Here is a 24,123-nt window from a genome sequence, read left to right as displayed (position 1 = left end):
GACCCCTTAGACCCCAACCTCGGGGCCGAGGCAGACCATCTCTTCATTGATGTCTTCGGCCTCGTACAGCTCAGTGGCGTCCGAATTACCTTCGAACAAGGCGATCAGGCCCCTATCGGTTTTGGAAAAGACCCAGCATTGCGGGTCAATCCGGTCTTCATAAATAAAGCAGATTTGGCCACCCTTTTCGTACCAGACGCCTTCTTTGCAATTGCCATCCAGAAACGACCAAATCACGCGTTTATTGGGCAAATAGCGTTCAACACCGTACACCGTTCCCTGAAAACCGTAGAACAGGGTTTTCCCACGCGTGTAGCGGTCAAACTCAGACCCAGACAAGGTCGGCTGGGCCACAGCCACCTGCGCAGTGATCGTCAGAAGAATCGCAATACGAGTCAACATAAGACCATTCTGGCAGATGCTGATCAGCAGCGCCAACAGGCAATTCCCCGCAGATGGCTGCCTTCACGTCACCGCTTGAGTTATTCATGCGATCCCGGTGATGCTGCTGAAAAATCCTATCGGGGGACAAACTATGACAACCGCTCTTTTTTGGATCGCTGCTGCAAGTGCTCTGGCCTATCTGCCGATTTCACCACGCCCCGCCAGTGCCCTTCGTTCATTGTTCAAGACGGCCTCTGTCGCACTACTGGCCGTGACGGCTGTTCTTAGCGGTGCTCCGGCGCTCCTGACGCTTGCCCTGGTTCTATGTGCCTTGGGGGATGCGCTGCTGTCGCGAGAGACAGACACGACCTTCATGGCAGGGATAGGTGCATTTGCAGCTGGTCATCTGGCTTACATCGTCCTGTTCCTGAGCCACGTATCCAGTGACACCACTCTGATCTTCGACAGGCCCGGGATATTCTGGTCATTGATTATCCTTGGCATCGTCGCCGCAACCCTGATCGTCCCCCGCGCCGGGGACCTCAAGGTCCCTGTTCTGGTCTATATCCCGATCATTCTTGGCATGGGCATCACGGTCCTCGCCCTGCCGGAAGCAGGCGCGCTACGTTGGGCCTTACCAGCCGCGCTGGCATTCATTGCATCGGACCTGATCCTGGCGACCGAGAAGTTTTTGCTGCCTGACGATCATCCGGCGTTTCGCTTCACGCCCTACATGATCTGGATCTTGTACTGGGGTGCGCAAGCCGGTTTTTTGATTGCGCTTTCCTGACCCTTTGCAACTGCCGCAATTCCGCATTAGGTGAGAGGAACACCTGCGGAGACCAAAAATGGCGTTTTTCTCAAAGCTAAAGGACAAGCTGTTCAAATCCTCGTCCCGCCTCGAACAGGGGCTGGATGCCATCGTCGAAGACGGTGGCGAGGAAACTGCCGCCCCCGATCCCATTATCCCCGAGCCTGAGCCGCAGCCTGAACCGGTTCCCGAAGTTCCTCAGCCCGTACCGGAAGCACCGGAACCTGCACCCGTCCCACAGCCGGTGGAAACGCCCGAACCCGCACCGGTCGATCCAACACCGGCCCCGCCTCCGCCCGAAGCCACACCCAACAAGGGCGTATTGGGACGTCTCTTCGGTCGCGGCGAAGCGAAAACCGTCGTGCGCCGCACGCTGGATGACGACATGCTCGAACAGCTCGAAGAGCTGCTGATCGCCTCGGATATGGGTGTGGACACGGCCTTGCGCGTCACCTCGAACATGGCTGAAGGGCGGTTGGGTCGAAAGCTGTCCACGCAAGAAATCAAGCAGTTGCTGGCCCAGGAAGTGGCCCGTGTGATGGAGCCCGTTGCCAAGCCCCTACCCATCTACCCCAAGCGCCCGCAGGTCGTGCTGGTCGTCGGCGTGAATGGATCCGGCAAAACCACAACCATCGGCAAGCTGGCCAGCCAGTTCAAAGCTGCCGGCAAAAAAGTCGTCATCGCCGCCGGAGACACCTTCCGAGCGGCTGCCGTAGAACAGCTACAGGTCTGGGGCGACCGCGCCGGGGTGCCGGTTCTGACCGCCCCCGAAGGGTCCGACCCGGCCTCGCTGGCCTTTGACGCCTTGTCGAGCGCCCAGCAAGACGGCGCAGACCTGCTGATGATCGACACGGCCGGCCGCCTGCAAAACCGGTCGGACCTGATGGAAGAGCTGGCCAAGATCGTCCGCGTGATCCGCAAAATCGACGATACCGCCCCGCACAACACACTGCTTGTGCTGGACGCCACTACCGGCCAGAACGCGCTGAGCCAGGTCCAGACGTTCCGTGACCTCGCTGATGTGTCAGGCCTTGTCATGACCAAACTCGACGGCACCGCCAAAGGTGGCGTGCTGGTCGCGCTGGCCGACAAATTCGGCCTGCCGATCCATGCCATCGGCGTCGGGGAACAGATCGACGACCTCGCCCCCTTCGACCCCGAGGAATTCGCCGCCGCCCTCACCGGTCTGGGCCAAACCTGATCCAGACCTTCATCTGGCCCCAAATACCTTCCGGGGGTCTGGGGGTGGAAAACCCCCAGCCTCTCCATCCAGCGAAAAGACTGACATTTGAGCGACTGGCTGATTTCTCTCGAAGGCACTGAAGCCGGCCACCAGCTGGCCCTTGGCCTCGCCCTGATGGCCGCCTTCCTGCACGCGGTTTTCGGCGCGCTGCAGAAAGGCCGCCATGATCCCTGGCTGTCCCGGGGCGCAATCGACGCCAGCTATTGCCTGATGGCCGCCCCATTCGCCTTCTTCGTAGTGCCCTGGCCGGAACCCTACATGTGGCCCATCTTCGCCGTCGTCTGGCTGATCCACATTGCCTACAAAACCCTCCAGGCAATGGCCTATACCAAGGGCTCATACACGGTAGTCTACCCGGTGGTGCGAGGCACTGGCCCGTTATTTACGGTCATCGGTGCCTACCTGCTGTTCGGCGAGACCTTTACCGGGGTGCAATGGTTCGGCGTTCTAGTACTGCTTACGGGCATATTCGGGCTGGCGGCCTACAACCTCAGATTTCTGGAAACCAACCGGGAAACATTGGGTATCGCGCTGGTTCTGGCCATCGCAACCGGCCTGTTCGTCGCGCTCTACACCACCTACGATGCCTATGGCATACGCGCCACCGCCGACCCGTTCACCTTTCTGGCTTGGTTTTTCATGATCGACGGATTCGCGATGCCGATTTATGCGTTCCTAAGGTGGCGTGCCATGATCACCCCTCCTGCTGTCGGCCCGCTAATGATAAGGGGGTTGGTCGGAGGTGTCATCGCCCCTATGTCCTTCGGAGCGATCATGCTGGCCACCCGGCTCGACAAGGTAGGCGAAGCAGCCGTTCTGCGGGAAACCTCGACCGTCTTTGCCGCTCTGATCGGGTGGCTGGTGTTAAAAGAAACCGTAGGACCGAGACGGGTCGCTCTGATGGCTTTGATTGCATTGGGCGCAGTAATAGTTGAAATGGGAGGGTAAAAAGCAGGAAACCGACATGTCAGGCAAAAAAGAAATCAATCCGTTTCTGAAGCAGGCGCTGGAGCTTGGTCCTCCGCTGGCCTTCTTCTTCATCTATTTGCGCTTGCGCGACGACAGTTTCCTGTTCGGCGGCATTGAGTATTCTGGTTTCATCGTTGCGACGATCATCTTCGTACCGCTGATGCTGGCTGCTATGGGCATCCTTTGGTATCTGACGGGCAAACTCAGCCGGATGCAGATTTTCACCGCATTCATGGTCATTTTCTTCGGTGGACTAACGGCTTGGTTCAATGACGAGCGGTTCTTCAAGATGAAAACCACGTTGGTTTACGGGTTCTTCTCGATCGTCTTGGGAATTGGCCTGCTGCAAGGGAAATCCTATCTGGCCTATGTCCTGGAAGAGATGCTGCCAATGCGTCATGAGGGTTGGATGATCCTGACCCGCCGGCTGTGCGGCTGTTTTGCGGTTCTCGCCCTTGCCAATGAATTTGTCTGGCGCACCATGTCGACGGACCTGTGGGTCAAGATCGAGACTTTTGCTTTCCCAATTGCGCTGATGGCGTTTCTGATGCTCCAGTTTAGCCTGCTACAACGCTACATGGATGACCCGGACCACCAATAGGCGAACACTGATCTTTGGCGCGCAGCTTTAGCGTTTGCTTTTATTCGTGCCTTTACACCGCGCGCCAATCAGGAAAACCAATAAAAACCTTGGAATAAAAGCCCGGCTGTGGAACATTGGGGCACCACTCAACACCAGCAGCCGGAGACCACTTAACCATATGATGGCCCTCCCAAACAGCGGATTTCTGTCCGAGGCATCAGACCGTCTCAGGGCTATGCTCTCAGCACTTGCAACAGAGATTTCCCTGGATCAGGGGCAGGTGTTGTTTGAGCAAGGGGATGAAGGCGATGCGCTTTATGCAGTGTCAGAGGGCACGCTTGAGGTTTCCTTCCTTGCAATGAGCGGGCGCAAGTTGTCTTTGACCCTTATGAGGCCGGGCGAAGTGTTTGGCGAAATCGCGTTGTTCGACAGTGGACCGCGCACAGCAACAATCGCAGCGGCCGAGCCATCGCGTGTCCTGCGTGTACGCCGCAAAGACGTCATGGACCAGATCCGTCAACATCCTGATCTTGCCGTCGATATAATCCGTCTGGCTGGCCTGCGTATGCGCTGGATGGGGTCACAGTTGAACGAACAGGTGTTCTTGCCGATGCCCATTCGTCTGGCGCGCAAATTACTGCATCTGTCTGCCCTTCAGGACGATCCGGCCACGCGCATCACCCTGTCTCAGAGCGAATTGGCCGAATTCGTTGGCGCCACGCGCGAGGCAGTATCCAAAACGATTTCCACATGGAAACGGGACAAGGTGGTTGAGGCATCACGCGGCGGGCTGATGATCCAGGACTTCAACGCCCTGAAAGAATTGGCCGAATCCGACTTAATCTAACCCTGTGACCTCCTTCACATACGATTGATTCCGAAAAAGCTATCGTCGTAGTTGTTACCGTAGGAGGTCAGAGAATCATCCCCGATATCTGTCCACTGACCTCTCCCTGTACCAGAGCCATACGCCTTCCCCGGCGTGTGGCTCACTTTCTTTCAGAACCACGCAGAACAAAAAAAGGCCGGAGCATCGCCCCGGCCTTGTCATCGAATTTGAAGCGGCGCGTTACTCGTTCAGGCTCAGCGCCACAAAGCGAGGGTCGCCGCCACGGCGCACCAGCAGCAGCAGTGACTTGCGACCAGCTTCACGCGCTTCTTCCATGCGCGCTTCAAGGTCTTCAATTGACGTCACCTTCTGCTGACCGGCCTCGGTGATCAGATCACCGGCCCGCAAGCCCTTGGAGAACGCTTCGGACGCCTCATCGACTTCGGTCACAACCAGGCCCTCGGCATCCTCTTCCAAACCTAGATCTGTCCGTAAGGTTTCCGTCAAAGGCGAAATGGTCAGGCCAAGGATATCCGCATTTTCTTCGGTCGGAGCCTCAGAGGTTTCTTCGTCGCCCTGTTCGGCCCGCTCGGCATCTTCACGGCGGCCCAGAGTGACCAGGACAGTCTGCGTGCCACCATCCCGGTGCACAACGACGCGCACTGCTTTACCAACGGTCGTCTCACCAACCTGACGTACAAGGCCGCGTGTATCTTCGACCTCAACCCCATCAAAGCTAAGGATCACGTCACCGGCCAGCAGACCAGCATCCTTGGCCGGTCCATCCGGGACGTCACTGATCAGCGCGCCGCCCGGTTTGTCCAGCCCCATCGCTTCGGCCATGTCCTCGGTCACGTCCTGGATGCGAACGCCCAGCCAACCACGGCGGGTCTCGCCAAATTCGCGCAGTTGATCGACCACCTTGACCACGACGTTGGATGCCATGGAAAAACCAATCCCGATAGAGCCGCCATTGGGTGACAGAATCGCAGTGTTCACACCGATCACCTCGCCATCCATGTTGAACAACGGACCGCCCGAGTTACCCCGGTTGATCGCGGCGTCGGTCTGGATGTAGTCGTCATAAGACCCGCTGAGCGCCCTGTTTCGGGCTGAAACGATCCCAGCAGAAACCGAGAACCCCTGCCCCAGCGGGTTGCCCATGGCAATGACCCAATCTCCGACACGCGCGACATCGCTGTCGCCGAACTGCACGTATTGCAGCGGGCCCGAAGCCTCGACCTTAAGGAGCGCGATATCGGTTTTCTCATCCGTGCCAATTACTTTGGCAGGCAGTTCTTCTGGGGGCTGCCCGTCACCGGGGAAAAATTCTACAAGGATTTCGTCCGCCTCGGCGATCACGTGATTGTTGGTCACGATGTAACCGTCCTCAGAGATCACAAACCCCGATCCCAGCGCGTTGCTGCGGCGTGGGCGATTGCCCTCATCGCCGTTGCGATCCTGGAATTCACGAAAGAAATCCTCGAACGGGGATCCTTCTGGCACGATACCCTGTGGACCTGTCTGGCCTTCGATAAGTGTCGAGGTCGTAATATTGACCACAGCCGGGCTGATCTTCTCGGCAAGTGGCGCAAGACTTTCGCTTCGCGCCTGCGCCGAGACAGTTTGCGCCAGAACCAGCGTCATTCCCACCAGAACCAGCCACATCAGCCGCATGAAACCAACACCCTCGTCCTGCCGGACCGAAATACTGCGTGCTTGTGCCTGCACTTGGGAACTCCTTGTCAACAAGTCTTGCAAAAACTGCCCTTGGGCAAATCTTCTCAGGAACCAATGTAGTCGGTTTGTCCCTGCCCGCAACTCGGGATCGCGGGGAAATCACCTGCAAGTGAGGTCACCACGTCAAAACCCGACCTGATATGCGCCCCATAGAAGGACAAGACCACTGACCACGCACAACAAACCGGCCAGCCGCCGGGCCTGTTCAGGTAGTGACCGCAACGCCTCTAACATGCGCTCAATAAGCGAAGGGGCCAGCGCATAGGCCAGCCCCTCGACAATCAGAACCAGCCCAAAGGCCAGAAGGATCAAGCCCATTACTGAGGGGCCGCAGCTGGTGCCTGCCGTCCGGTTGGCGAGGCGAGATAGTTGAAGAACTCGGAATCCGGGCTCAGGATCAACGAACTGTTGCTGCCTTGAAGAGCGTTCTCGTACGCGGTCAACGAGCGGTAGAATTCAAAGAACTCCGGGTCCGCGCCATAGGCTTCGGCAAAGATCGCGTTGCGTTCGGCATCTGCCTCACCGCGAATGATCTCGGCCTCGCGACGGGCATCCGACACCAGTTCTACCACGGTCCGGTCGGCCTGCGCACGCACACGCTGCGCCGCCTCGTTACCGCGGGCACGTTCGTCCGTCGCCTCGCGTTCCCGCTCGGCTTTCATCCGGTCGAACGTCGCTTCGAGGTTGGCCTGAGGCAGATCGGTTGCTTTCAGACGCACGTCGATCACGTTTACGCCCAGCGCCTGTGCCTCGGCAATCGCGCTGTTCCGGATGCGCAACATCAGGGCCGCACGGTCCGAGCTGAGAATATCGCGGGACGAAACCGAACCCAGTACTTCGCGGGTTTCAGCGCGCAGGATGCGATCCAGACGGTCCTCGGCAACCGGAATACCGCCGACACCAACAGCCTGACGGAACTGGTTCAGATCAGAAATCCGGTACCGCGCGAAAGCGTCGACAACCAGACGACGATCATCCAAAGGTGTGACTTCCAGCGGCTGAACATCGATGGACAGGATGCGGTCGTCGTAGCGCACAACTTCCTGAATTAGCGGAATTTTAAACGCGAGGCCGGGTTCTTCCTTAACATCCACAACACGACCGAACTGCAGAACCAGCGCGCGTTCGCGTTCATCCACGATGAAAATCGAAGACAACCCAACAACGCCCAGAATCACAACCAGAATGAGGATAATAGGTGACTTACGCATCAGTTGCTCTCCCCTGCAGGGCTGCGACGCAGTTCGTTGAGCGGCAGATACGGCACAACGCCCTGCCCCGACCCTGTCGAGTTCTCATCAAGAATGATCTTGTCCACGTCACCCAGAACCTGCTCCATCCGTTCCAGATACAGGCGTTTGCGGGTCACGTCCGGCGCTTTTGAGTATTCTTCCAGTACCGCGCTGAAACGGCTGGCTTCACCCTGTGCGCTGTTGATCTGCTGTGCGCGGTAGGCTTCGGATTCTTCCAGAATCTGCGCCGCTTCACCCCGAGCCTCGGCCAGCACACGGTTGGCATAGGCATCGGCCACGTTCTGCAGCCGGTCACGCTCTTGCGCGGCGGCCTGAACATCGCGGAAGGCCGCAATCACGTCTTGCGGTGGGTCGGCCTTGTCAAAGTTGACGCGGACAATGTTAATGCCCGAGTCATAGCTGTCCATTGTCGCCTGAATCAGTTCCTGAAGGCGATCCGCGATGATACCACGATCCCGGTTCAGAATCGGTGCAAGTTCGCTTTGCGCAATGATCTCGCGCATCGCTGATTCTGATACTGCCCGGATCGTTTGGCGAGGATCGCGCAGATTGAACAAGAACTTAGCAGGGTCGTTGATGTTCCAGACAACCTGATAGTCGATATCGACGACGTTTTCATCGCCAGTCAGCATTAGGCCATCGTCGCTGCCACGCGCGCCGCCCATGTCTTCGTTCTGTTCGCGGGTCACCGGGATGACCTCAGCGGTTACGAAAGGCCACGGGGCAAAGTTCAGACCCGGATTGCCAACAGCCGAGAACTCACCCAGAAACAGCTCAACAGACTGTTCTTCGGGCTTGACCGTATAAAAGCTGGCCGCACCCCACAAAACCGCCGCCACGACGACACCGATAAGAACCGTACCCTTAGTGAAAATCGGACCGCCGCCGCCGCCCTGACCGCTGCCGCCACGGCCACCACCGCCGCGACCGCCCATCAGGACACGCAGTTGCTCCTGACCTTTTTTCATCAGCTCGTCGATCTCTGGGATTTGCGGGCTATCGCCTTCGGGAGGCTTGCGCCCGTCCCCGTTGTTACCCCGATTTCCTCCGCCTCCGGATGAGCCTCCGCCCCCCCAGGGGCCGCCGCTGTTGCCCGCCATGTGTATCTATTCCCTTGTGTTGGACCGTGTGATCACGGGTTCCCTTGTAACTTGTGTGCGCGCGGTTGCAAATCAAGCAGTGCGCACAGGTTGCCGCATTGTCACCAGTTCTTCGGCCATAACCGGGTGAACGGCAACGGTGCGGTCGAAATCTTCCTTGGTCGCGCCCATTTTGACGGCAATGCCAGCCAACTGAATCATCTCGCCAGCGCCCGGCGCAACGATGTGGCAGCCCAGTACTTTGCGACTGGCCTGACTGACGATCAGTTTCATCAGCACGCGCTGTGTTCCACCGGCAAACGCCTTTTGCATTGGCTTGAACGATGTCGCATAAACCTCGATCGGTTCCTGTGCTGCCGCCTCTTCCTCGCTCAGGCCGACGGTGCCGAATTCCGGCTGTGTAAAGATCGCCGTCGGGATCAGTTCGTGGTCTACCGGCGTCGGGTTGCCTTTGAATACGGTTTCGACAAAGGCCATGCCTTCACGGATTGCGACGGGCGTCAGGTTCACGCGGTCGGTCACGTCGCCGATGGCATAGATCGAAGGCACGCCGGTCTGGCTGTACTCATCCACCACGATCTCACCCTTGCGGCCACGTTCCACGCCCAGCGCCTCAAGGCCCAGATTGTCGGCATTCGGCACGCGTCCGGTTGCGTACATAACGACGTCAAACTGATCCTCAGTTCCGTCGGTGGCCTTGACGCGGATCTTGTCGCCCTCTTTGGTCATCTCCAGCACATTGGTGCCCAGGCGGACATCAATGCCGTTCTGGCGCATCTCTTCGCAGATCAAACCGCGTGCCTCTTCGTCAAAGCCACGCAGGATTTGCGCACCGCGATAGAACTGAGTTGTCTTGACGCCCATTCCATTCATGATCCCGGCAAACTCACTGGCGATATAGCCGCCGCCGACGATCAGGATGCTTTCGGGCAGTTTTTCCAGATGGAAAATCTCGTTCGAGGTAATTGCCAGATCCGAGCCCGGAAACTCAGGTACAACCGGGCGGCCGCCTGTGGCGATCAGAATATGTTTGGCGGTTTTGCGCGTTCCATCGGCCAGCTCGACCGTATGAGGGTCCACAACGGTCGCCCGCTGATCAAAGCTCTCAACACCGTTGTTTTTCAGGATATTGCGATAGATACCTTCCAGACGGTCCAGTTCGGTCACCAGCTTGCCATGGAAGGTGTTCCAATCCAAGGCACCGGCCTGAATATCCCATCCATAGGCTTGCGCGTCACCAACCATGCCCGAGAATTCGCTGGCAAAGACCATCAGCTTTTTGGGCACGCAGCCTCGGATGACGCAGGTGCCGCCGTAACGGTCTTCTTCGGCCAGCGCTACTTTGGCTCCGTTCTCGCCAGCTGCCACACGCGCGGCCCGGACCCCGCCCGAGCCCCCGCCAATGACGAAAAGATCATAGTCAAAGCTCATTTGTCCTGCCTCTTCCAAACTTCAGCAATCGCCACACCGGCGTCGCAAGGGGTGTACTTGATCTTGCGCTGCTGTCCAGAGTGATCACCGGGCTCCAGCCTCTCGGACATCTCGAACTTGCACGTGGAATCGCTACAGCGTTGTGATCAAACGCCCAGATATGGTTGAATTCAATTTATTCAACGGCGGCCATTGCGTCCTAGGCTGCCATGCCGAACGCCAAAACAAAACGCACCCAAAACGTTATGAAACTGCCTCGCTCAATCCACCAGATCGGAAAACAGGTTCTCGCCGCTGTCCACCGTCTGGTCAAGTTCGATGGTGCCCTCGTTTACATCGCGCAGCTCGGTCCGGCCGTCGCCATGGCCGATCACAACTTTGTCACAGATGTCGATGAAGAGACCATTCTCGACCACACCCGGCACCTGATTAAGCACCAACGCCAATTGGCGAGGATTCCCGATCCGCTGAAGATGCAGGTCCAGTATGTGATTGCCCTCATCAGTGACAAACGGTGCTTCTCCGTTCATGCGTAACGCGGCAGAGGTGCCAAGAACGTCCATCGTATCCAGCGTCTCTTGGATCAGGGTTCGGGTGGTCTGCCAGCCAAACGGAATCACCTCGACCGGCAAGGGAAACGCGCCCAGCGTTTCGACTTCTTTCCCGGCGTCTGCAATGACGATCATCTGATCACTGGCCGTCGCGACAATCTTTTCCTGCAGATGCGCACCGCCTCCGCCCTTGATCAGGTTCAGGTCGCCATCGAATTCATCGGCCCCGTCAATGGTCATATCCAACCACCCCGCCTGATCCAGCGAGACGACCTCGATCCCCAACTCACGCGCCAGCTGCGCGGTGCGGGTCGAGGTCGGAACACCTTTAATGCGCAAGCCTTCCTGCTGCACTCGCTCCCCCAGCCGGCGGACCATCCAGGCCGCCGTTGATCCGGTGCCCAATCCAACTCTCATTCCGTCCTGAACCATGTCAGCCGCCCGGCGCGCCGCTGCGTATTTGGCCTTGTCTATGGGTGACAAATCTCCGGTCATTGTTGCATTCCCCCTTGGTATTACAGAATTTATAGGGACTCTCGGCTTCAACTGCGAGCGCCAAATCACCAATCCGGCATGCCAACTTGTCGCGAAACTACGCGTTTCCTATTGGAAACGTCGCAATCGGGACGTTTGGCAACGCGGTCGGTGTATACATACAGCCCATGAACGCGCCCTACAGACTGCACTATGCCCCCGATAACGCCTCTCTGGTGATCAGACTGGTGTTGGAAGAGATGGGACTGCCGTATGAGACGGCGCTGGTGGATCGTCGGCAAAACGCGCAGGACGCACCGACCTACCGGGCGTTGAACCCGAATGGACTGATCCCTGTTCTGGAAACACCGCAAGGCCCGATCTTTGAAACGGCGGCCATCCTGCTGTGGCTCGCAGACACGCACGCGCAACTGGCGCCAGCGCCGAAAAGCCCGGACCGGGCCGCATTCCTAAAATGGTTGTTCTTTGCGTCCAACACCTTGCACGCCGATCTGCGCATACTGTTCTATGCGAGAAAATACATCGACACGAAGCATGCCGACGCACTTAGACACGGTATCCGCCCCCGCCTGCGTCAGCACCTCAGAGTTCTTGATGATGTCGCCAAAACCGCGCCCACTTGGTTGCACGCCGATCAGCCCTCGGTCCTGACCTACTATATTGCCTGCCAAATGCGATGGATGGCCCTTTATCCGGCCAGTACCGATCGCAGTTGGTTTCAACTGGCGGATACGCCTCATCTGCAAACCATTCTGATGAACCTAGAACGCCGCCCCGCAACCCGGGCTGCCATCTCGGCAGAAGGGTTGGGGGTTACCCCCTTCACCAGTCCAGCTTATGCTAAACCTCCAGAAGGCTCTGCTACCTGATATGTTCCTGTCTGTCTTCGATATGTTCAAAGTGGGCATCGGCCCGTCCTCGTCACACACAATGGGGCCGATGGTTGCCGCCGCGCGGTTTCTGGACCTGATGCGCGAGTCGCCCTTCGAATTCGCCGGTCTCAAAGGATCTTTGCACGGGTCGCTGGCCTTTACCGGGGTTGGTCACGCAACTGACCGGGCCACGATCCTTGGGTTAGCCGGTTTTGTTCCCGACACCTATGACAATGACAAGGCCGAGGCCGCACTGGCAGCTATCGCCGAGACGCATTCGGTCACGCCCGAGGGGTTGCCTACGCTAACGTTCGATCCAAAGACCGACTTGATCTTTGACTATGACAACAACCTGCCTGGCCATGCCAACGGCATGATCCTGATGGCCACTGATGCGCAAGGCGACGTGATCCTGCGGCAGGTCTATTACTCGGTCGGCGGCGGGTTTGTCCTGACCGAGGAAGAACTGGCCGAGGGTAAAGCCACCAATGACGGCCCACCAGTGCCCTTCCCATTCCATTCGGCCGCCGAGATGTTGGAGATGGCCAAGTCCAGCGGCAAAAGCATTGCCCAGATGAAGCGCGAAAACGAAATCGCGCGCGGCTGCGCCGACAGTTTCGCCAAGGGCACCGCCCGCCTATGGGAGGTCATGAACAACTGCATCGAACGTGGACTGAAAACCGATGGTATCCTGCCTGGCGGTCTGAAAGTGCGGCGCCGCGCTAAGGGCATTCACGACGCGCTGCTGGCCGAGCGCGGCATGAACCTGAACGCGCCGCACACCATCAATGACTGGATGAGCGTCTATGCGATGGCGATAAACGAGGAAAACGCGGCTGGCGGACAAGTTGTCACCGCCCCCACCAATGGGGCAGCGGGCACGATGCCTGCGGTACTGCGCTATTACCTCGATCACGTTCCGGGTGCATCAGAAAGCCATATCGAGGACTTCCTGCTGACAGCAGCAGCCATTGGTGGTTTGGTCAAATACAACGCTTCGATCTCGGGTGCGGAAGCTGGTTGTCAGGCCGAAGTCGGCAGCGCGTCAGCCATGGCGGCTGCGGGTCTGTGCGCCGTAATGGGGGGCACACCTGAACAAGTGGAAAACGCCGCGGAAATCGCGCTGGAGCATCATCTGGGCATGACCTGCGACCCCGTTGCCGGGTTGGTGCAAGTGCCTTGTATCGAACGCAACGGGTTGGCGGCGATCAAGGCCGTCTCGGCAGCGTCGCTGGCGCTGCGCGGCGATGGGAAACACTTTGTGCCGCTGGATTCAGTGATCGAAACCATGCGGCAGACCGGACATGATATGCATGAGAAGTATAAGGAAACGTCTCTGGGCGGGTTGGCGGTGAACGTGCCAAACTGCTGACAAGGACAGCAACGGAGGACAACGATGCGAGGACACTGTCTGTGCGGAACTATCCGGTATGAGGTCGATCCACCGGTCCTGTCCTGCGTGAGCTGCCGTTGCGATAGTTGCCGCCGGCAGTGCGCCGCTCCGATGACGACCTATTTCGGCGTTCGGGACGGGCAATGGCGCTGGACCGGAGACCCGCCGAAGACTTTCAATTCCTCCCCTGGCGTCGAACGAAGTTTTTGCCCGAACTGCGGCACACCAATTTCATTCCGGTCGCAATCCATGTCGGACGTGCTGCATTTGTATGTCGCTACGCTGGACGATCCCAACCAATTGCAGCCCACGCTTCACGTGGCGCATGAAGAACGGCTTGATTGGTTGAAACTGGACGACGACCTGCCAGTCTGCATCGGGCCGGATTACACAAAGGTCCAGCCGATTTCATAGACGCTTTCAACCCGGCGTCAAAACCCGTAGCGTCGCCTCATGACCCAGGATCGCCCCGTTTTCGGCATCTTCTTGATGCTAGGCTTTTGCGTGCTTGCGCCACTGGGCGATTCTATCGCCAAGCTGCTGGGTGAGACGACTCCGCTGGGCATGCTGGTTTTTGTTCGGTTTACAATTCAGGCGCTGGTCCTGATCCCGCTGGTTGTGATTACTGGCCGCCACTGGCGCATGCGCGGTCGTGTCCTGCGACTGGTGATCGTCCGGACGGTTTTGCACATCATCGGAATCGCGGCGATGTTCAGTGCGCTGCAATACCTACCGCTGGCGGACGCCGTCGCCATCGCCTTTGTGATGCCCTTCATCATGCTGTTGCTGGGCAAATATGTGTTGGGTGAAGAGGTCGGCATGCGCCGCCTGATCGCCTGTGCTGTTGGATTCGCGGGTACTCTGCTGGTCATACAGCCAAGTTTTGCTCAGGTCGGCGCTGCAGCGCTGTTGCCTTTGGTCGTTGCTGTCGTCTTTTCCCTTTTCATGCTGGTAACGCGACAGATCGCCAAGGAAACCGACCCAGTCTCACTTCAGGCCGTTTCCGGAGTGATGGCGACGGTCCTGCTGATACCCGTTCTAGCATTGGGAACACTCGGCAACGTTTGGGAGCTGTCCCTCACTGTCCCCGCCAGCGAGAGTCACTTGTTGTTGATCGGAATCGGTATCCTGGGCACCATCGCGCATCTGTTCATGACCTGGTCGCTGCGCTATGCGCCGTCAGCAACTCTGGCCCCGATGCAATACCTTGAGATCCCGGTGGCGACACTCTTTGGCTGGTTGATTTTCCATGACCTTCCGGACGGTGTGGCCGCGATCGGCATCGGCATCACCATCGCGGCGGGTCTTTATGTCATTCTGCGCGAGCGGGCCAGCGCCCGGTCTCTTCCGACAGAAACGCCTGCATAACCTGATCCAGAACGTATCGCGGCACCATCACCAGCAATCCTGGCCCGTCCACCATCAGTTCGACATCCGCCAGCGCGCGATTGGATGTGCCAACCTGACCGCCGGGCTCCATCACCAGATCGTCGATGGGCCACTCCAGACCTTTGCTGGTGCCGCGCACGCGTTGAAACGGAAACAATGAAACGACGTCACCGGGCGTGATGCTGAGGGAAATCTGCGGCGGCGCATGAAAGACAACCTCGGTCTCGCCCAACAGAACACAAGGACGATCCTGCCTCTGAACCAATGTGTTAAGCACCGCAAGCTGGTGATCCAGCCGCCCGCCCAGAAACCCGGCCCCCAAGACAACTGGCGCTTCGATACTGCGTAGCGCCTTGTCAAAATCCGTGCTGTTCTGTTCGCGAATGGGATACAAACGGTCTGCCGGAATCTTGTCTTTATGTCGGCTGTGCAGCGAATCGAAATCGCCAATCACCGCATCCGGGATACGGCCCGATTCCACCAAAGGGGCGGCCCCGCCATCGGCCGCCACCACCGTATTGGCGCGAATCAGCATCACATTCAGGTCGTCAGGGCCGATTTCCCCGCCTCCGACCAGTGCAATTGGCTCAAATGACCGCACAATTGGGCGATTTTTACTTAGATTGATCATTTTTCCCGGATTTGGACACATTGAGACCACAAAATGATAGGTTCATGCAGAGAGTTCCGAGCCAATAGGTGTGCCTGCACAAGGCTGGTTGGCTCTCGTAGTTTGTAGAGGACGTGTGTCTGATGGTACAGAACAACAAGGTATTGACCGTTTCTTATGGAACCTTCTCCTGCACTTTGGAAGGGTTTGACGATTCATTCGAAACGATGAAAGCAATCGCTGAGTATTTCCGTGATCTTTCTGCCGATGATCGATACTTCGGTTCTGAACCCCCACAGCCTGACGCAGAAATGCTGACCCGGATCGCCCAACGCGACGCCGCAAAACACGTGGAAGCCAGCCAGAGTGAATCAGGCCTGTTGCTGCGTGCAACCCAGCAGGCCGCAACGCCGCCCCCTACTGCGGTACCCACTCCTGCGCAGCCAGAACCTCAAATGACCAGCCCCAACGCCACACCGCCCGCGCAAGGCGCCGAGTCGTTCTTTGCGGATGCTGAGCCTGTTGAAAGCGCGCCTGCTCCGGCTGCGGACAGCATCGCCGCTAAGCTGCAGCGCATTCGCGCCGTCGTTTCGCATTCCGAAGAAAACTCGGTGATCTATTCCGAGGACGAAGACACAAGCCTAGTCAATCAGTCGACCGGCCCAATGGACGCGGTCGCTGCCGCGTTTGAAGCTGGCTCGCTCGACTCGTCCGACCTTGCCGAAGCAGGAAATCCCGAAGCGACGGTTGAACCAACGGCACCGGCCTTTGAGTCGGAAGAAGTCGATGAACACCCCGCTATGACCGAGCCCGTCGCAGAGGCTGCGACAACCGAGGAACCGGCAGAAGCTGTTCAGCCGTTCTCGTTGCAACAAGACGATGAATACGAAGACGAGGAAGAGGCCCCCGCTGCCTCGGCGCTGTTCGCTGATCTAGAGGAAACGGCTGAAACTGATGAGCCCGGCAATATCCTGAGCGAAGAAGCCGAAGAGGATCAGAACGACGACGCCGAAGAAACCAAAGAGGGATATCTGACCGCCGAGGATGAGGCCAATGTTCTGAGCGAGATCTCGAAAGTCGAGGCCGCAATGTCAGGTGAAACGGCTCTGGATCATGATATGTCGCGCTTGATGGACAAGGCAGACAGTCAGATGGATGACCCGGCCACCAGTTCGCAGCGAGAAACCTATTCACACCTGCGCACGGCAGTGGCCGCGACCGAAGCTGAACGCGAGGACCGGTCAAAGGATGACGCGTCGGAGGAAAGCGGATATCGCGGCGATCTGACCTCGGTCGTCAGCCCGCGCCGTCCCGAGATTCAAGTCACCAGCATGCGCCCGCAATCCGATACCGCGTCTCCGCTGAAACTGGTTGCCGAACAGCGTGTCGACACAAAGGAACAGGACGCCGGACCAGTAACCCCGCGCCGCGTTACGTCGAATGCTGAAGACGAATCCGAAGAAGAAGGTGGCTTTGCCCTCTTTGCGCAAGAGCAAGGCGCGCAATCTCTGCCAGACCTTTTGGAAGCGGCTGCGGCCTACCTGTCGTTCATCGAAGGTCAGGAACAATTCTCGCGTCCGCAACTGATGAACAAGATTCGCTCTCTCAAACAGGACGACTTCAACCGTGAAGAAAGCCTGCGCTCGTTCGGTCAACTGCTTCGGGATGGCAAGATCGAAAAAGCCGGTGGCGGTCGTTTTGCCGCCTCAACACAGATCGGGTTCCGCCCCGATGATGAGCGCGCCGCAGGCTGAACTCGCAAATAATCAAAAGATTAAGGGGCCGATTCAAGTGATCGGCCCCTTTTCTGTTTAGGAAATGAAGTACCTTGTCAGTCTTGCGACTGATCCGGGTCCGCTTGTCCGACGCCCTTGAACACGAACTTGAAGGGCAAGGCCCAGACGATGCCGAGGCCGATATAGACCAGCAGCTCAAGCCAGAGCGGTGGGCGGTCAAGCCAATTCACAACCGTCACCACCGCCACAATGTACAGAGGCAACCCAATCAGCAACAGCACCAGAGACCAGCGACGGCGTGCCTTATAGCTGAGGCCTTGTTTCTGCTCTTCCGCCATCAGTCTGCAAACGGATCTGTCACCAGAATGGTGTCATCCCGCTCCGGGCTGGTGGACAAAAGGGCAACGGGGCAATCGATCAGCTCCTCGACCCGGCGCACGTACTTGATTGCATTAGCCGGCAGGTCTGCCCAGCTGCGGGCCCCTTCGGTGGACTCGCTCCAACCCGGCATTTCTTCGTAGATCGGCTTGCAACGGGCCTGCTGATCCGCCGCAGTTGGAAGATAATCCAGACGTTCGCCATCCAGATCATAGCCAACGCAGATTTTCAGGGTCTCGAAACCGTCCAGAACGTCCAGCTTGGTCAGCGAGATACCGTTCACGCCGCTGGTCGCGCAGGTCTGGCGCACAAGGCAGGCATCAAACCAACCACAGCGCCGCTTACGGCCTGTGGTGGTTCCAAACTCGTGTCCACGCTCACCAAGACGCTGACCATCGTCGTCATCCAGCTCTGTCGGGAACGGCCCCTCGCCCACGCGTGTTGTATAGGCCTTGACGATTCCCAGAACAAAATCGATGGATCCCGGGCCGATGCCGACACCCGTTGATGCCTGCCCAGCGATGACGTTGGACGATGTGACAAATGGATACGTACCGAAGTCGATATCCAGCAGCGCCCCTTGCGCGCCCTCGAACAGGATGCGTTTGCCGGCCTTGCGCTTTTCATTCAGCACTTTCCAAACCGGCGCGGCAAACGGCAGAATTTTAGGTGCAATCTCTTGCAGCTGGGCGATCAGTGCATTTCGGTCAATTGGCTCCAGCCCAAGCCCGTTTCGCAGCGCGTTGTGGTGAACCAGGGCGCGATCGACCCGCAATTCCAGGGTTGCATTGTCAGCAAGATCAGCCACACGGATCACGCGGCGGCCAACCTTATCCTCGTAACAAGGACCAATTCCGCGGCCGGTCGTCCCGATTTTCGCAACCGAGTTTTGACTTTCACGTGCCCGATCCAGTTCTCCGTGGAAGGGCAGGATCAACGGTGTGTTTTCGGCAATCATCAGGTTTTCAGGGGTGATTTCAACGCCCTGCGCCTGGATGGTTCCGATTTCTTTGATCAGGTGCCACGGGTCTAACACGACGCCGTTGCCGATAACGCTCAACTTGCCGCCGCGCACAACGCCAGACGGAAGCGCATGCAACTTGTAGACCTCACCATCGATGACCAGCGTATGACCGGCATTATGTCCGCCCTGAAAGCGTGCGATCACGTCTGCCCGCTCGCTGAGCCAGTCGACGATCTTGCCTTTTCCTTCGTCACCCCACTGGGCGCCGACAACAACCACATTGGCCATATCCGGTCCTTTTGCGCTGAGTTATCAAACTCGGCTCGTATAACGGCGGGAAAGCGACAGGGAAACCGGTAATTCGACGCATGCAGCAATCGTGCTGCGCCCGATGCCTCCGGCGGAGGTATTTTGGGCCAGATGAAGCCCGGATCCCTTGTTCATCTGGCTGAAAGTACCTCGGGGGAGCCGCCCGCAAGGGCGGCGGGGCAGAGCCCCCTAAGCGTTGGCCAACCGCACCGGCTGCCCGTGTGGCGTGGTCAGATAAGCCTCTTCCCATCTGTCGCGTAGTTGGCTGACATCATCGGAGACTGCAGCCCCCTGCTCGGCCAACAGCGCCTCGAGGGTCTCAAGCCACGCAATAAAGTAGTCGTCCCCACCATTCAGTTCACGATCCAAACCGTTCCGTTTCAGGGTGGCCGAGAAGCGCGCGGCCCAATCCGGCCAATCGAAACGTCCGGCCTCGTTCAGTGCCACAGTTACGGCAAAGACCTGTGCGTGCCAGGGCTCTGCAAAGACAGGCTCAGGAGCATTATAGGAATTGCACTTGCTCATGCGGGTTCCAGATAGCTTTGCCATAGATCGAGAACCACTTCGTCCTTTGGATGTTCAGGATTTGACCAAAGCTCGGATGCCGGGAAGACCACAGCATAAAGCGGTTCGGGGGCTTCGCCCAGTCTGTGGGCATTAGAGTCGGGCAGCACATGTGTACCGTGCATCATCAGGATACGTCCCCTCGCTCCTGCAGCATATCGGGGCAAACGTGTATGCCCGCCGTCGACAAGGCGGTTCGCAGATTGACGGGCGGTCACAACTTTTTGCCCCGGTTCAAATTTCACCCGCACATTTGAAGGGCGATCCGCAGGCCCGCCGCTGGCCAGCACTTTTGCAACGGCGTCAGACTTCAGCACGCGGCTTGCCAGTGGGTGTTTGTCGCCGTCCGTCTCGCCGCGCAGATCCTCATCTGTCAGCACGCCTGTTTCGACGAGAAGGTCCGCAAGCCCCGAAATCCACTTTTCGTAATAGGAAAATCGGGCGTAATCCTTGGGCGACAGCCTTTCGCGCGCATGTCGGGATACATCGATGTTCCACTTGCCAAGCGACCCCGCAGCCAGCGTTACAGCCAACGCCCTTCCGTGCCAGTCTTCGGCAAAGACCGGGGCATCTTCGGGTTCAGGGTGCACAGGTCCATCGCCAAAGCGCCCGCCCATATCGTGAACTCGGGTCATGATGGCACCTTAGGCAATCCGGTTCCGATCATGCTGTCGCGCGTGACCAGCGCCGCCAATTCGTCTTCGGTCAGGCCATCAGTGCCCGCAGGTCTCAATGGAAGTACGAGGTATCGCACCTCGGCCGTTGAATCCCACACGCGAACCGATGAACTATCGGGTAAGGTCACCCCAAAATCCGCGAGTACCTTACGCGGTTCACGCACAGCCCGTGCGCGATAGGCATCGGATTTGTACCAGCCTGGCGGAATACCCAGAAGCGGCCAAGGATAGCAACTGCACAAGGTGCACACGACCATGTTGTGCTGTTCGGGCGTATTTTCGACGACAACCATGTGTTCGCCCTGACGGCCATAGTAGCCCAATTCAGCGACAACCGCCGTCGCATCTTTCATCAATGCAGATTTGAATTCCGGGTCCGTCCAGGCCTTGGCAACAACCCGCGCGCCGTTCTGCGGCCCGATCTTGTTCTGGTAGGTATCGATGATCTCATCCAGAGCCGCAGGATCAATCAAACCCTTGCGAGTCAGAATCGTTTCTAGCGCCTTGACGCGGAGTGCGGGATCAGGTGGCAAAAGGGCGTGCGGGTGGTCGTGATCGTCATGTGGCATGGCCGTAGCCTGCGCGAGGTGCGACCACGCTGTCCAGTCCCTTTGCTGTGATCTCAGCTATCATCAATCTTGATACCAACTCCTCCCTTGCCCCCGCTGGCAAACTTGCATAAGTACCTCGCGATACACGTCACGCCGCACAGGAAGACCATGGAAAACGTCGTTCTCATCATCCACCTCCTCTTGGCCCTTGGCCTGATTGCCGTTGTCCTGATGCAGCGGTCCGAAGGCGGTGGCCTTGGCATGGGTGGCGGTGGTGGCGGAGCCATGACCGGACGCGCAGCAGCGACCGCTTTGGGCAAGGTGACCTGGATTCTGGCTGCATGCTTCATCGTGACATCAATCACACTGACCATTTTGGCCGCACAGAAATCCTCGGGCAGCTCGGTGATCGACCGTTTGGGCGTTCCCGCGCCCGCACCGACCGAGGAAAGCACACCGGCGGTTCCGTCGGCTGACGATCTGTTACCTCCGGCAGAGGGCGACAATGCGCCGCTGATCCCGCAGGCCAACTGATCCACAAAACCTAGAAACCTGAAAGAGAACTGCAACAGCATCTTGCGGTTCTCTTGCGCTATTGGCGCGAATCCTTTATACGTGAAGTCCCGTGATGCAGCGGTTTTTCGGAACCGTCGGGCAGCTGATTTTGACGTCTCACGGGAGCAGCCGAAAAACATGGCGCGTTTTATTTTCATCACTGGTGGTGTAGTTTCGTCCTTGGGTAAAGGACTGGCTTCGGCGGCGTTGGGCGCGCTGTTACAGGCCCGAGGGTATTCGGTGCGTCTGCGCAAGCTGGACCCCTATCTGAACGTCGATCCGGGCACGATGTCGCCGTTCGAACATGGCGAAGTGTTCGTGACGGACGACGGCGCGGAAACCGATCTGGACCTTGGGCACTACGAGCGTTTCACAGGCGTGGCGGCGCGCAAAACCGACTCGGTCAGCTCGGGCCGGATTTATTCGAATGTGCTCGAGAAAGAGCGCCGCGGTGATTACCTCGGCAAGACCATTCAGGTGATCCCGCACGTTACCAACGAGATCAAGGATTTCATCGCCATCGGCGAGGATGAAGTTGATTTCATGCTCTGTGAGATCGGTGGCACCGTGGGCGACATCGAAGGCCTGCCCTTTTTCGAGGCCATCCGCCAGTTCAGTCAGGACAAGCCGCGCGGTCAGTGCCTGTTCATGCATCTGACGCTGCTGCCTTACATCAAGGCCTCGGGCGAGCTGAAAACCAAACCGACCCAGCACTCGGTAAAAGAACTGCGCTCGATCGGTCTGGCACCGGATATTCTGGTGTGCCGGTCCGAGGGTCCGATCCCGACCAAGGAACGCGAAAAGCTGGCGCTGTTCTGTAACGTGCGCCCAGACAGCGTGATCGCGGCACAGGACCTCAGCACCATCTACGACGCCCCTCTGGCCTATCACCGCGAAGGTCTGGATCAGGCGGTACTGGACGCCTTCCAGATCAGCCCTGCCCCAAAGCCCGATCTGACCAAATGGGAAGACGTCAGCGACCGCATCCACAACGCCGAAGGCGAAGTGAAGGTCGCCATCGTTGGCAAGTACACACAGCTTGAGGATGCCTATAAGTCGATTGCCGAGGCCCTGACTCACGGCGGCATGGCAAACCGCGTCAAGGTCAAGGTCGAATGGGTCGACGCGGAAATCTTCGACACCGAAGACGCCGCGCCGCATCTGGAAGGTTACCATGCCATCCTCGTCCCCGGCGGGTTCGGCGAACGTGGTACAGAAGGCAAAATCAAAGCCGCGCAATACGCGCGGGAACACAAAGTGCCCTATTTGGGCATCTGCCTCGGCATGCAGATGGCCGTCATCGAAGCCGCCCGGAATGCTGCGGGCATCTCCGGGGCAGGTTCGGAAGAGTTCGATCACGAAGCCGGTAAAAAGCGTTTTGAACCGGTTGTTTACCACCTCAAAGAATGGGTGCAAGGCAACCACAAGGTCGAACGCAAAGTGGGTGACGACAAAGGCGGCACCATGCGTTTGGGCGCGTATGACGCCGTGCTGACCGAAGGTTCGAAAGTGGCCGAGGTTTACGGCGGCACCAATATCGAGGAGCGTCACCGCCACCGCTATGAGGTGGACATCAAGTATCGCGACAAGCTGGAAAAGGCCGGCCTGAACTTCTCGGGCATGTCACCGGATGGCCGTCTGCCTGAAATCGTCGAATGGTCCGACCACCCATGGTTCATCGGTGTGCAGTACCATCCAGAACTGAAATCCAAACCGTTTGATCCGCATCCGCTGTTCCGCGACTTTGTGCGCGCGGCGAAAGACACGTCTCGCTTGGTCTGACACCAGACCGGTCACCGCATTGTGACGGCCCGCGCGAAAAAACCTGTACGCGCGGGCCGTTTCCACGGTTAACTGTGCTCAACCATGAGACAGGAGACCGGACATGACCAATCAGATCACCAACGCGGAAACCTTTGCGGCCCTGCACAAAAAGGGCGATCCGGTCATTATCTACAACATCTGGGACGCAGGCAGCGCCGGTGCCGTACGGGATGCGGGTGCCAAGGCCGTGGCAACAGGCAGCGCACCTGTCGCAATGGCGCAGGGGTTTGGCGACGGCCAGAACATCCCGCTGGATGTTGCCCTGGACAACGCCCGTCGAATCGTCGGGGCCGTTGATCTTCCTGTCTCATTGGATTTCGAAGGGGCCTATGCCGAGGACGCGGCCGGAATCATCGCCAATGTCCAAAGAGCGCTTGAGACGGGTGTTGTCGGATTCAACTTCGAAGACCAGATTGTCGGCACTAAAGACCTGTACGACATCGAAACCCAGGCCGCCCGCGTGAGCGCAATGCGCGAAGGCTGCGATGTCGCCGGTGTTCCCGCCTTTATCAATGCAAGAACGGATATCTTCCTCAAGGCCGCGCCGGAGACGCATGACGAAGCGATGCTGGACGATGCCATGGCGCGAGCCAAAGCCTATGCCGACGCTGGTGCCAGCGGTTTTTTCGCACCCGGCCTGAAGGATGAGGGCATGATCGCCCAGCTTTGCGATTCGACTGATTTGCCTGTGAACATCATCGCCCTGCCCGGCACCCCGGATACTGCAACGCTTGCGTCGCTGGGTGTTGCCCGAGTCAGCTATGGCCCGGTGCCGTACCGGCAGATGCTGGGCTGGTTGCAACAACAGGCAAAACAAGCGCTGCAGTCAGGCACCGAACCAGACAACGGGTGAATTCCTTAACAGATGGGGTGGTTGCCGCCCTCATCAAACGGCATCGCAATGTGCCATAA

26 protein-coding genes are annotated in these 24,123 nt (G+C 58.3%); 13 read left to right on the top strand and 13 right to left on the bottom strand.

The window, feature by feature from the left end:
• Positions 1 to 6: 6 nt before the first annotated feature.
• Positions 7 to 402, bottom strand: a complete 396-nt coding sequence (locus GOW16_RS06480; RefSeq protein ID WP_170412073.1) for a hypothetical protein — start codon at positions 400 to 402, stop codon at positions 7 to 9.
• A 133-nt stretch (positions 403 to 535) separates the two neighbouring features.
• On the opposite strand from GOW16_RS06480, the gene GOW16_RS06475 reads away from it, so the two are divergent.
• The 5 genes from GOW16_RS06475 (at position 536) to GOW16_RS06455 (ending at position 4,837) form a co-directional block, all read left to right on the top strand.
• Positions 536 to 1,174, top strand: coding sequence for a lysoplasmalogenase (locus GOW16_RS06475; RefSeq protein WP_170412069.1), 639 nt, complete (start codon positions 536 to 538; stop codon positions 1,172 to 1,174).
• Positions 1,175 to 1,232: 58 nt separating this feature from the next.
• On the top strand, positions 1,233 to 2,396 hold the full coding sequence (gene ftsY / locus GOW16_RS06470; protein WP_170412066.1) for a signal recognition particle-docking protein FtsY: 1,164 nt from the start codon (positions 1,233 to 1,235) through the stop codon (positions 2,394 to 2,396).
• A gap of 87 nt (positions 2,397 to 2,483) precedes the next feature.
• On the top strand, positions 2,484 to 3,386 hold the full coding sequence (locus GOW16_RS06465; RefSeq protein WP_170412063.1) for an EamA family transporter: 903 nt from the start codon (positions 2,484 to 2,486) through the stop codon (positions 3,384 to 3,386).
• A gap of 16 nt (positions 3,387 to 3,402) precedes the next feature.
• Positions 3,403 to 4,008 (top strand): inner membrane-spanning protein YciB, encoded by a 606-nt coding sequence (locus tag GOW16_RS06460; RefSeq protein WP_170412060.1) that lies wholly within the window; start codon positions 3,403 to 3,405, stop codon positions 4,006 to 4,008.
• Between the two features lie 160 nt (positions 4,009 to 4,168).
• Positions 4,169 to 4,837, top strand: a complete 669-nt coding sequence (locus tag GOW16_RS06455) for a Crp/Fnr family transcriptional regulator (protein ID WP_170412057.1) — start codon at positions 4,169 to 4,171, stop codon at positions 4,835 to 4,837.
• Positions 4,838 to 5,059: 222 nt separating this feature from the next.
• Here the strand turns inward: GOW16_RS06455 and GOW16_RS06450 are convergent, their stop codons facing one another.
• The 6 genes from GOW16_RS06450 to rpiA all read right to left on the bottom strand — a co-directional run bounded on the left by GOW16_RS06450 (position 5,060) and on the right by rpiA (position 11,389).
• Positions 5,060 to 6,496, bottom strand: a complete 1,437-nt coding sequence (locus GOW16_RS06450; RefSeq protein WP_217354548.1) for a Do family serine endopeptidase — start codon at positions 6,494 to 6,496, stop codon at positions 5,060 to 5,062.
• Between the two features lie 186 nt (positions 6,497 to 6,682).
• Positions 6,683 to 6,877, bottom strand: a complete 195-nt coding sequence (locus GOW16_RS06445) for a DUF2065 domain-containing protein (RefSeq protein WP_170324515.1) — start codon at positions 6,875 to 6,877, stop codon at positions 6,683 to 6,685.
• Positions 6,877 to 7,770: a protease modulator HflC gene (gene hflC, locus GOW16_RS06440; protein ID WP_170412050.1), complete on the bottom strand. Its 894-nt coding sequence runs from the start codon at positions 7,768 to 7,770 to the stop codon at positions 6,877 to 6,879. Before hflC ends, GOW16_RS06445 begins: the two co-directional genes overlap by 1 nt.
• Positions 7,770 to 8,912: an FtsH protease activity modulator HflK gene (gene hflK, locus GOW16_RS06435; RefSeq protein WP_170412047.1), complete on the bottom strand. Its 1,143-nt coding sequence runs from the start codon at positions 8,910 to 8,912 to the stop codon at positions 7,770 to 7,772. Before hflK ends, hflC begins: the two co-directional genes overlap by 1 nt.
• Positions 8,913 to 8,984: 72 nt before the next feature.
• Positions 8,985 to 10,343 (bottom strand): glutathione-disulfide reductase, encoded by a 1,359-nt coding sequence (gene gor, locus GOW16_RS06430; protein ID WP_170412044.1) that lies wholly within the window; start codon positions 10,341 to 10,343, stop codon positions 8,985 to 8,987.
• A gap of 260 nt (positions 10,344 to 10,603) precedes the next feature.
• The gene (rpiA, locus tag GOW16_RS06425) at positions 10,604 to 11,389 is read right to left on the bottom strand and encodes a ribose-5-phosphate isomerase RpiA (RefSeq protein WP_170412041.1); all 786 of its coding nucleotides are present in this window, start codon (positions 11,387 to 11,389) and stop codon (positions 10,604 to 10,606) included.
• Between the two features lie 167 nt (positions 11,390 to 11,556).
• On the opposite strand from rpiA, the gene GOW16_RS06420 reads away from it, so the two are divergent.
• The 4 genes from GOW16_RS06420 to GOW16_RS06405 are packed head-to-tail and all read left to right on the top strand — an operon-like array spanning position 11,557 to position 15,022.
• Entirely contained in the window at positions 11,557 to 12,258 is a 702-nt protein-coding gene (locus GOW16_RS06420) for a glutathione S-transferase family protein (protein ID WP_170412038.1), read from the top strand.
• Position 12,259: 1 nt separating this feature from the next.
• Positions 12,260 to 13,633: an L-serine ammonia-lyase gene (locus tag GOW16_RS06415; RefSeq protein WP_170412035.1), complete on the top strand. Its 1,374-nt coding sequence runs from the start codon at positions 12,260 to 12,262 to the stop codon at positions 13,631 to 13,633.
• Between the two features lie 24 nt (positions 13,634 to 13,657).
• Positions 13,658 to 14,068: a GFA family protein gene (locus tag GOW16_RS06410; protein ID WP_170412032.1), complete on the top strand. Its 411-nt coding sequence runs from the start codon at positions 13,658 to 13,660 to the stop codon at positions 14,066 to 14,068.
• 39 nt (positions 14,069 to 14,107) lie between these two features.
• The gene (locus GOW16_RS06405; RefSeq protein WP_170412029.1) at positions 14,108 to 15,022 is read left to right on the top strand and encodes a DMT family transporter; all 915 of its coding nucleotides are present in this window, start codon (positions 14,108 to 14,110) and stop codon (positions 15,020 to 15,022) included.
• Here GOW16_RS06405 and GOW16_RS06400 read toward each other — a convergent pair.
• Positions 14,967 to 15,674 (bottom strand): thiamine diphosphokinase, encoded by a 708-nt coding sequence (locus GOW16_RS06400; protein ID WP_170412026.1) that lies wholly within the window; start codon positions 15,672 to 15,674, stop codon positions 14,967 to 14,969. The two genes, GOW16_RS06405 and GOW16_RS06400, sit on opposite strands and share 56 nt — an antisense overlap.
• A gap of 122 nt (positions 15,675 to 15,796) precedes the next feature.
• On the opposite strand from GOW16_RS06400, the gene GOW16_RS06395 reads away from it, so the two are divergent.
• Complete coding sequence (locus GOW16_RS06395; RefSeq protein WP_170412023.1) at positions 15,797 to 17,407, top strand: hypothetical protein; 1,611 nt, start codon at positions 15,797 to 15,799, stop codon at positions 17,405 to 17,407.
• Between the two features lie 77 nt (positions 17,408 to 17,484).
• Here the strand turns inward: GOW16_RS06395 and GOW16_RS06390 are convergent, their stop codons facing one another.
• The 5 genes from GOW16_RS06390 to nthA form a co-directional block, all read right to left on the bottom strand.
• Positions 17,485 to 17,727 (bottom strand): DUF2842 domain-containing protein, encoded by a 243-nt coding sequence (locus tag GOW16_RS06390; RefSeq protein ID WP_170412020.1) that lies wholly within the window; start codon positions 17,725 to 17,727, stop codon positions 17,485 to 17,487.
• Complete coding sequence (locus tag GOW16_RS06385; protein ID WP_170412017.1) at positions 17,727 to 19,019, bottom strand: adenylosuccinate synthase; 1,293 nt, start codon at positions 19,017 to 19,019, stop codon at positions 17,727 to 17,729. Before GOW16_RS06385 ends, GOW16_RS06390 begins: the two co-directional genes overlap by 1 nt.
• A 210-nt stretch (positions 19,020 to 19,229) precedes the next feature.
• Positions 19,230 to 19,565, bottom strand: a complete 336-nt coding sequence (locus GOW16_RS06380) for a nitrile hydratase accessory protein (RefSeq protein ID WP_170412013.1) — start codon at positions 19,563 to 19,565, stop codon at positions 19,230 to 19,232.
• Positions 19,562 to 20,239 carry a nitrile hydratase subunit beta gene (gene nthB / locus GOW16_RS06375; protein WP_170412010.1) on the bottom strand — a complete coding sequence of 226 codons (678 nt, stop codon included), beginning with the start codon at positions 20,237 to 20,239 and terminating at the stop codon, positions 19,562 to 19,564. Before nthB ends, GOW16_RS06380 begins: the two co-directional genes overlap by 4 nt.
• Complete coding sequence (gene nthA, locus GOW16_RS06370; RefSeq protein ID WP_170412008.1) at positions 20,236 to 20,850, bottom strand: nitrile hydratase subunit alpha; 615 nt, start codon at positions 20,848 to 20,850, stop codon at positions 20,236 to 20,238. The genes nthB and nthA overlap by 4 nt, the downstream gene beginning before the upstream one ends.
• 150 nt (positions 20,851 to 21,000) lie before the next feature.
• Here nthA and secG point away from each other — a divergent pair, with 150 nt between their 5' ends.
• The 3 genes from secG (at position 21,001) to GOW16_RS06355 (ending at position 24,064) form a co-directional block, all read left to right on the top strand.
• Positions 21,001 to 21,366, top strand: coding sequence for a preprotein translocase subunit SecG (gene secG, locus GOW16_RS06365; protein WP_170412006.1), 366 nt, complete (start codon positions 21,001 to 21,003; stop codon positions 21,364 to 21,366).
• A gap of 159 nt (positions 21,367 to 21,525) precedes the next feature.
• The gene (locus GOW16_RS06360; RefSeq protein WP_170412003.1) at positions 21,526 to 23,169 is read left to right on the top strand and encodes a CTP synthase; all 1,644 of its coding nucleotides are present in this window, start codon (positions 21,526 to 21,528) and stop codon (positions 23,167 to 23,169) included.
• Positions 23,170 to 23,272: 103 nt separating this feature from the next.
• Positions 23,273 to 24,064, top strand: a complete 792-nt coding sequence (locus tag GOW16_RS06355; protein ID WP_170412000.1) for an isocitrate lyase/PEP mutase family protein — start codon at positions 23,273 to 23,275, stop codon at positions 24,062 to 24,064.
• Positions 24,065 to 24,123 lie beyond the last annotated feature (59 nt).

The organism is Ruegeria atlantica (assembly GCF_013033965.1).
Taxonomy (GTDB): Bacteria; Pseudomonadota; Alphaproteobacteria; order Rhodobacterales; family Rhodobacteraceae; genus Ruegeria; species Ruegeria atlantica_D.
The sequence above is the reverse complement of the archived record's forward strand: the minus strand, read 5'-3'. Positions and strand labels throughout refer to the sequence as shown.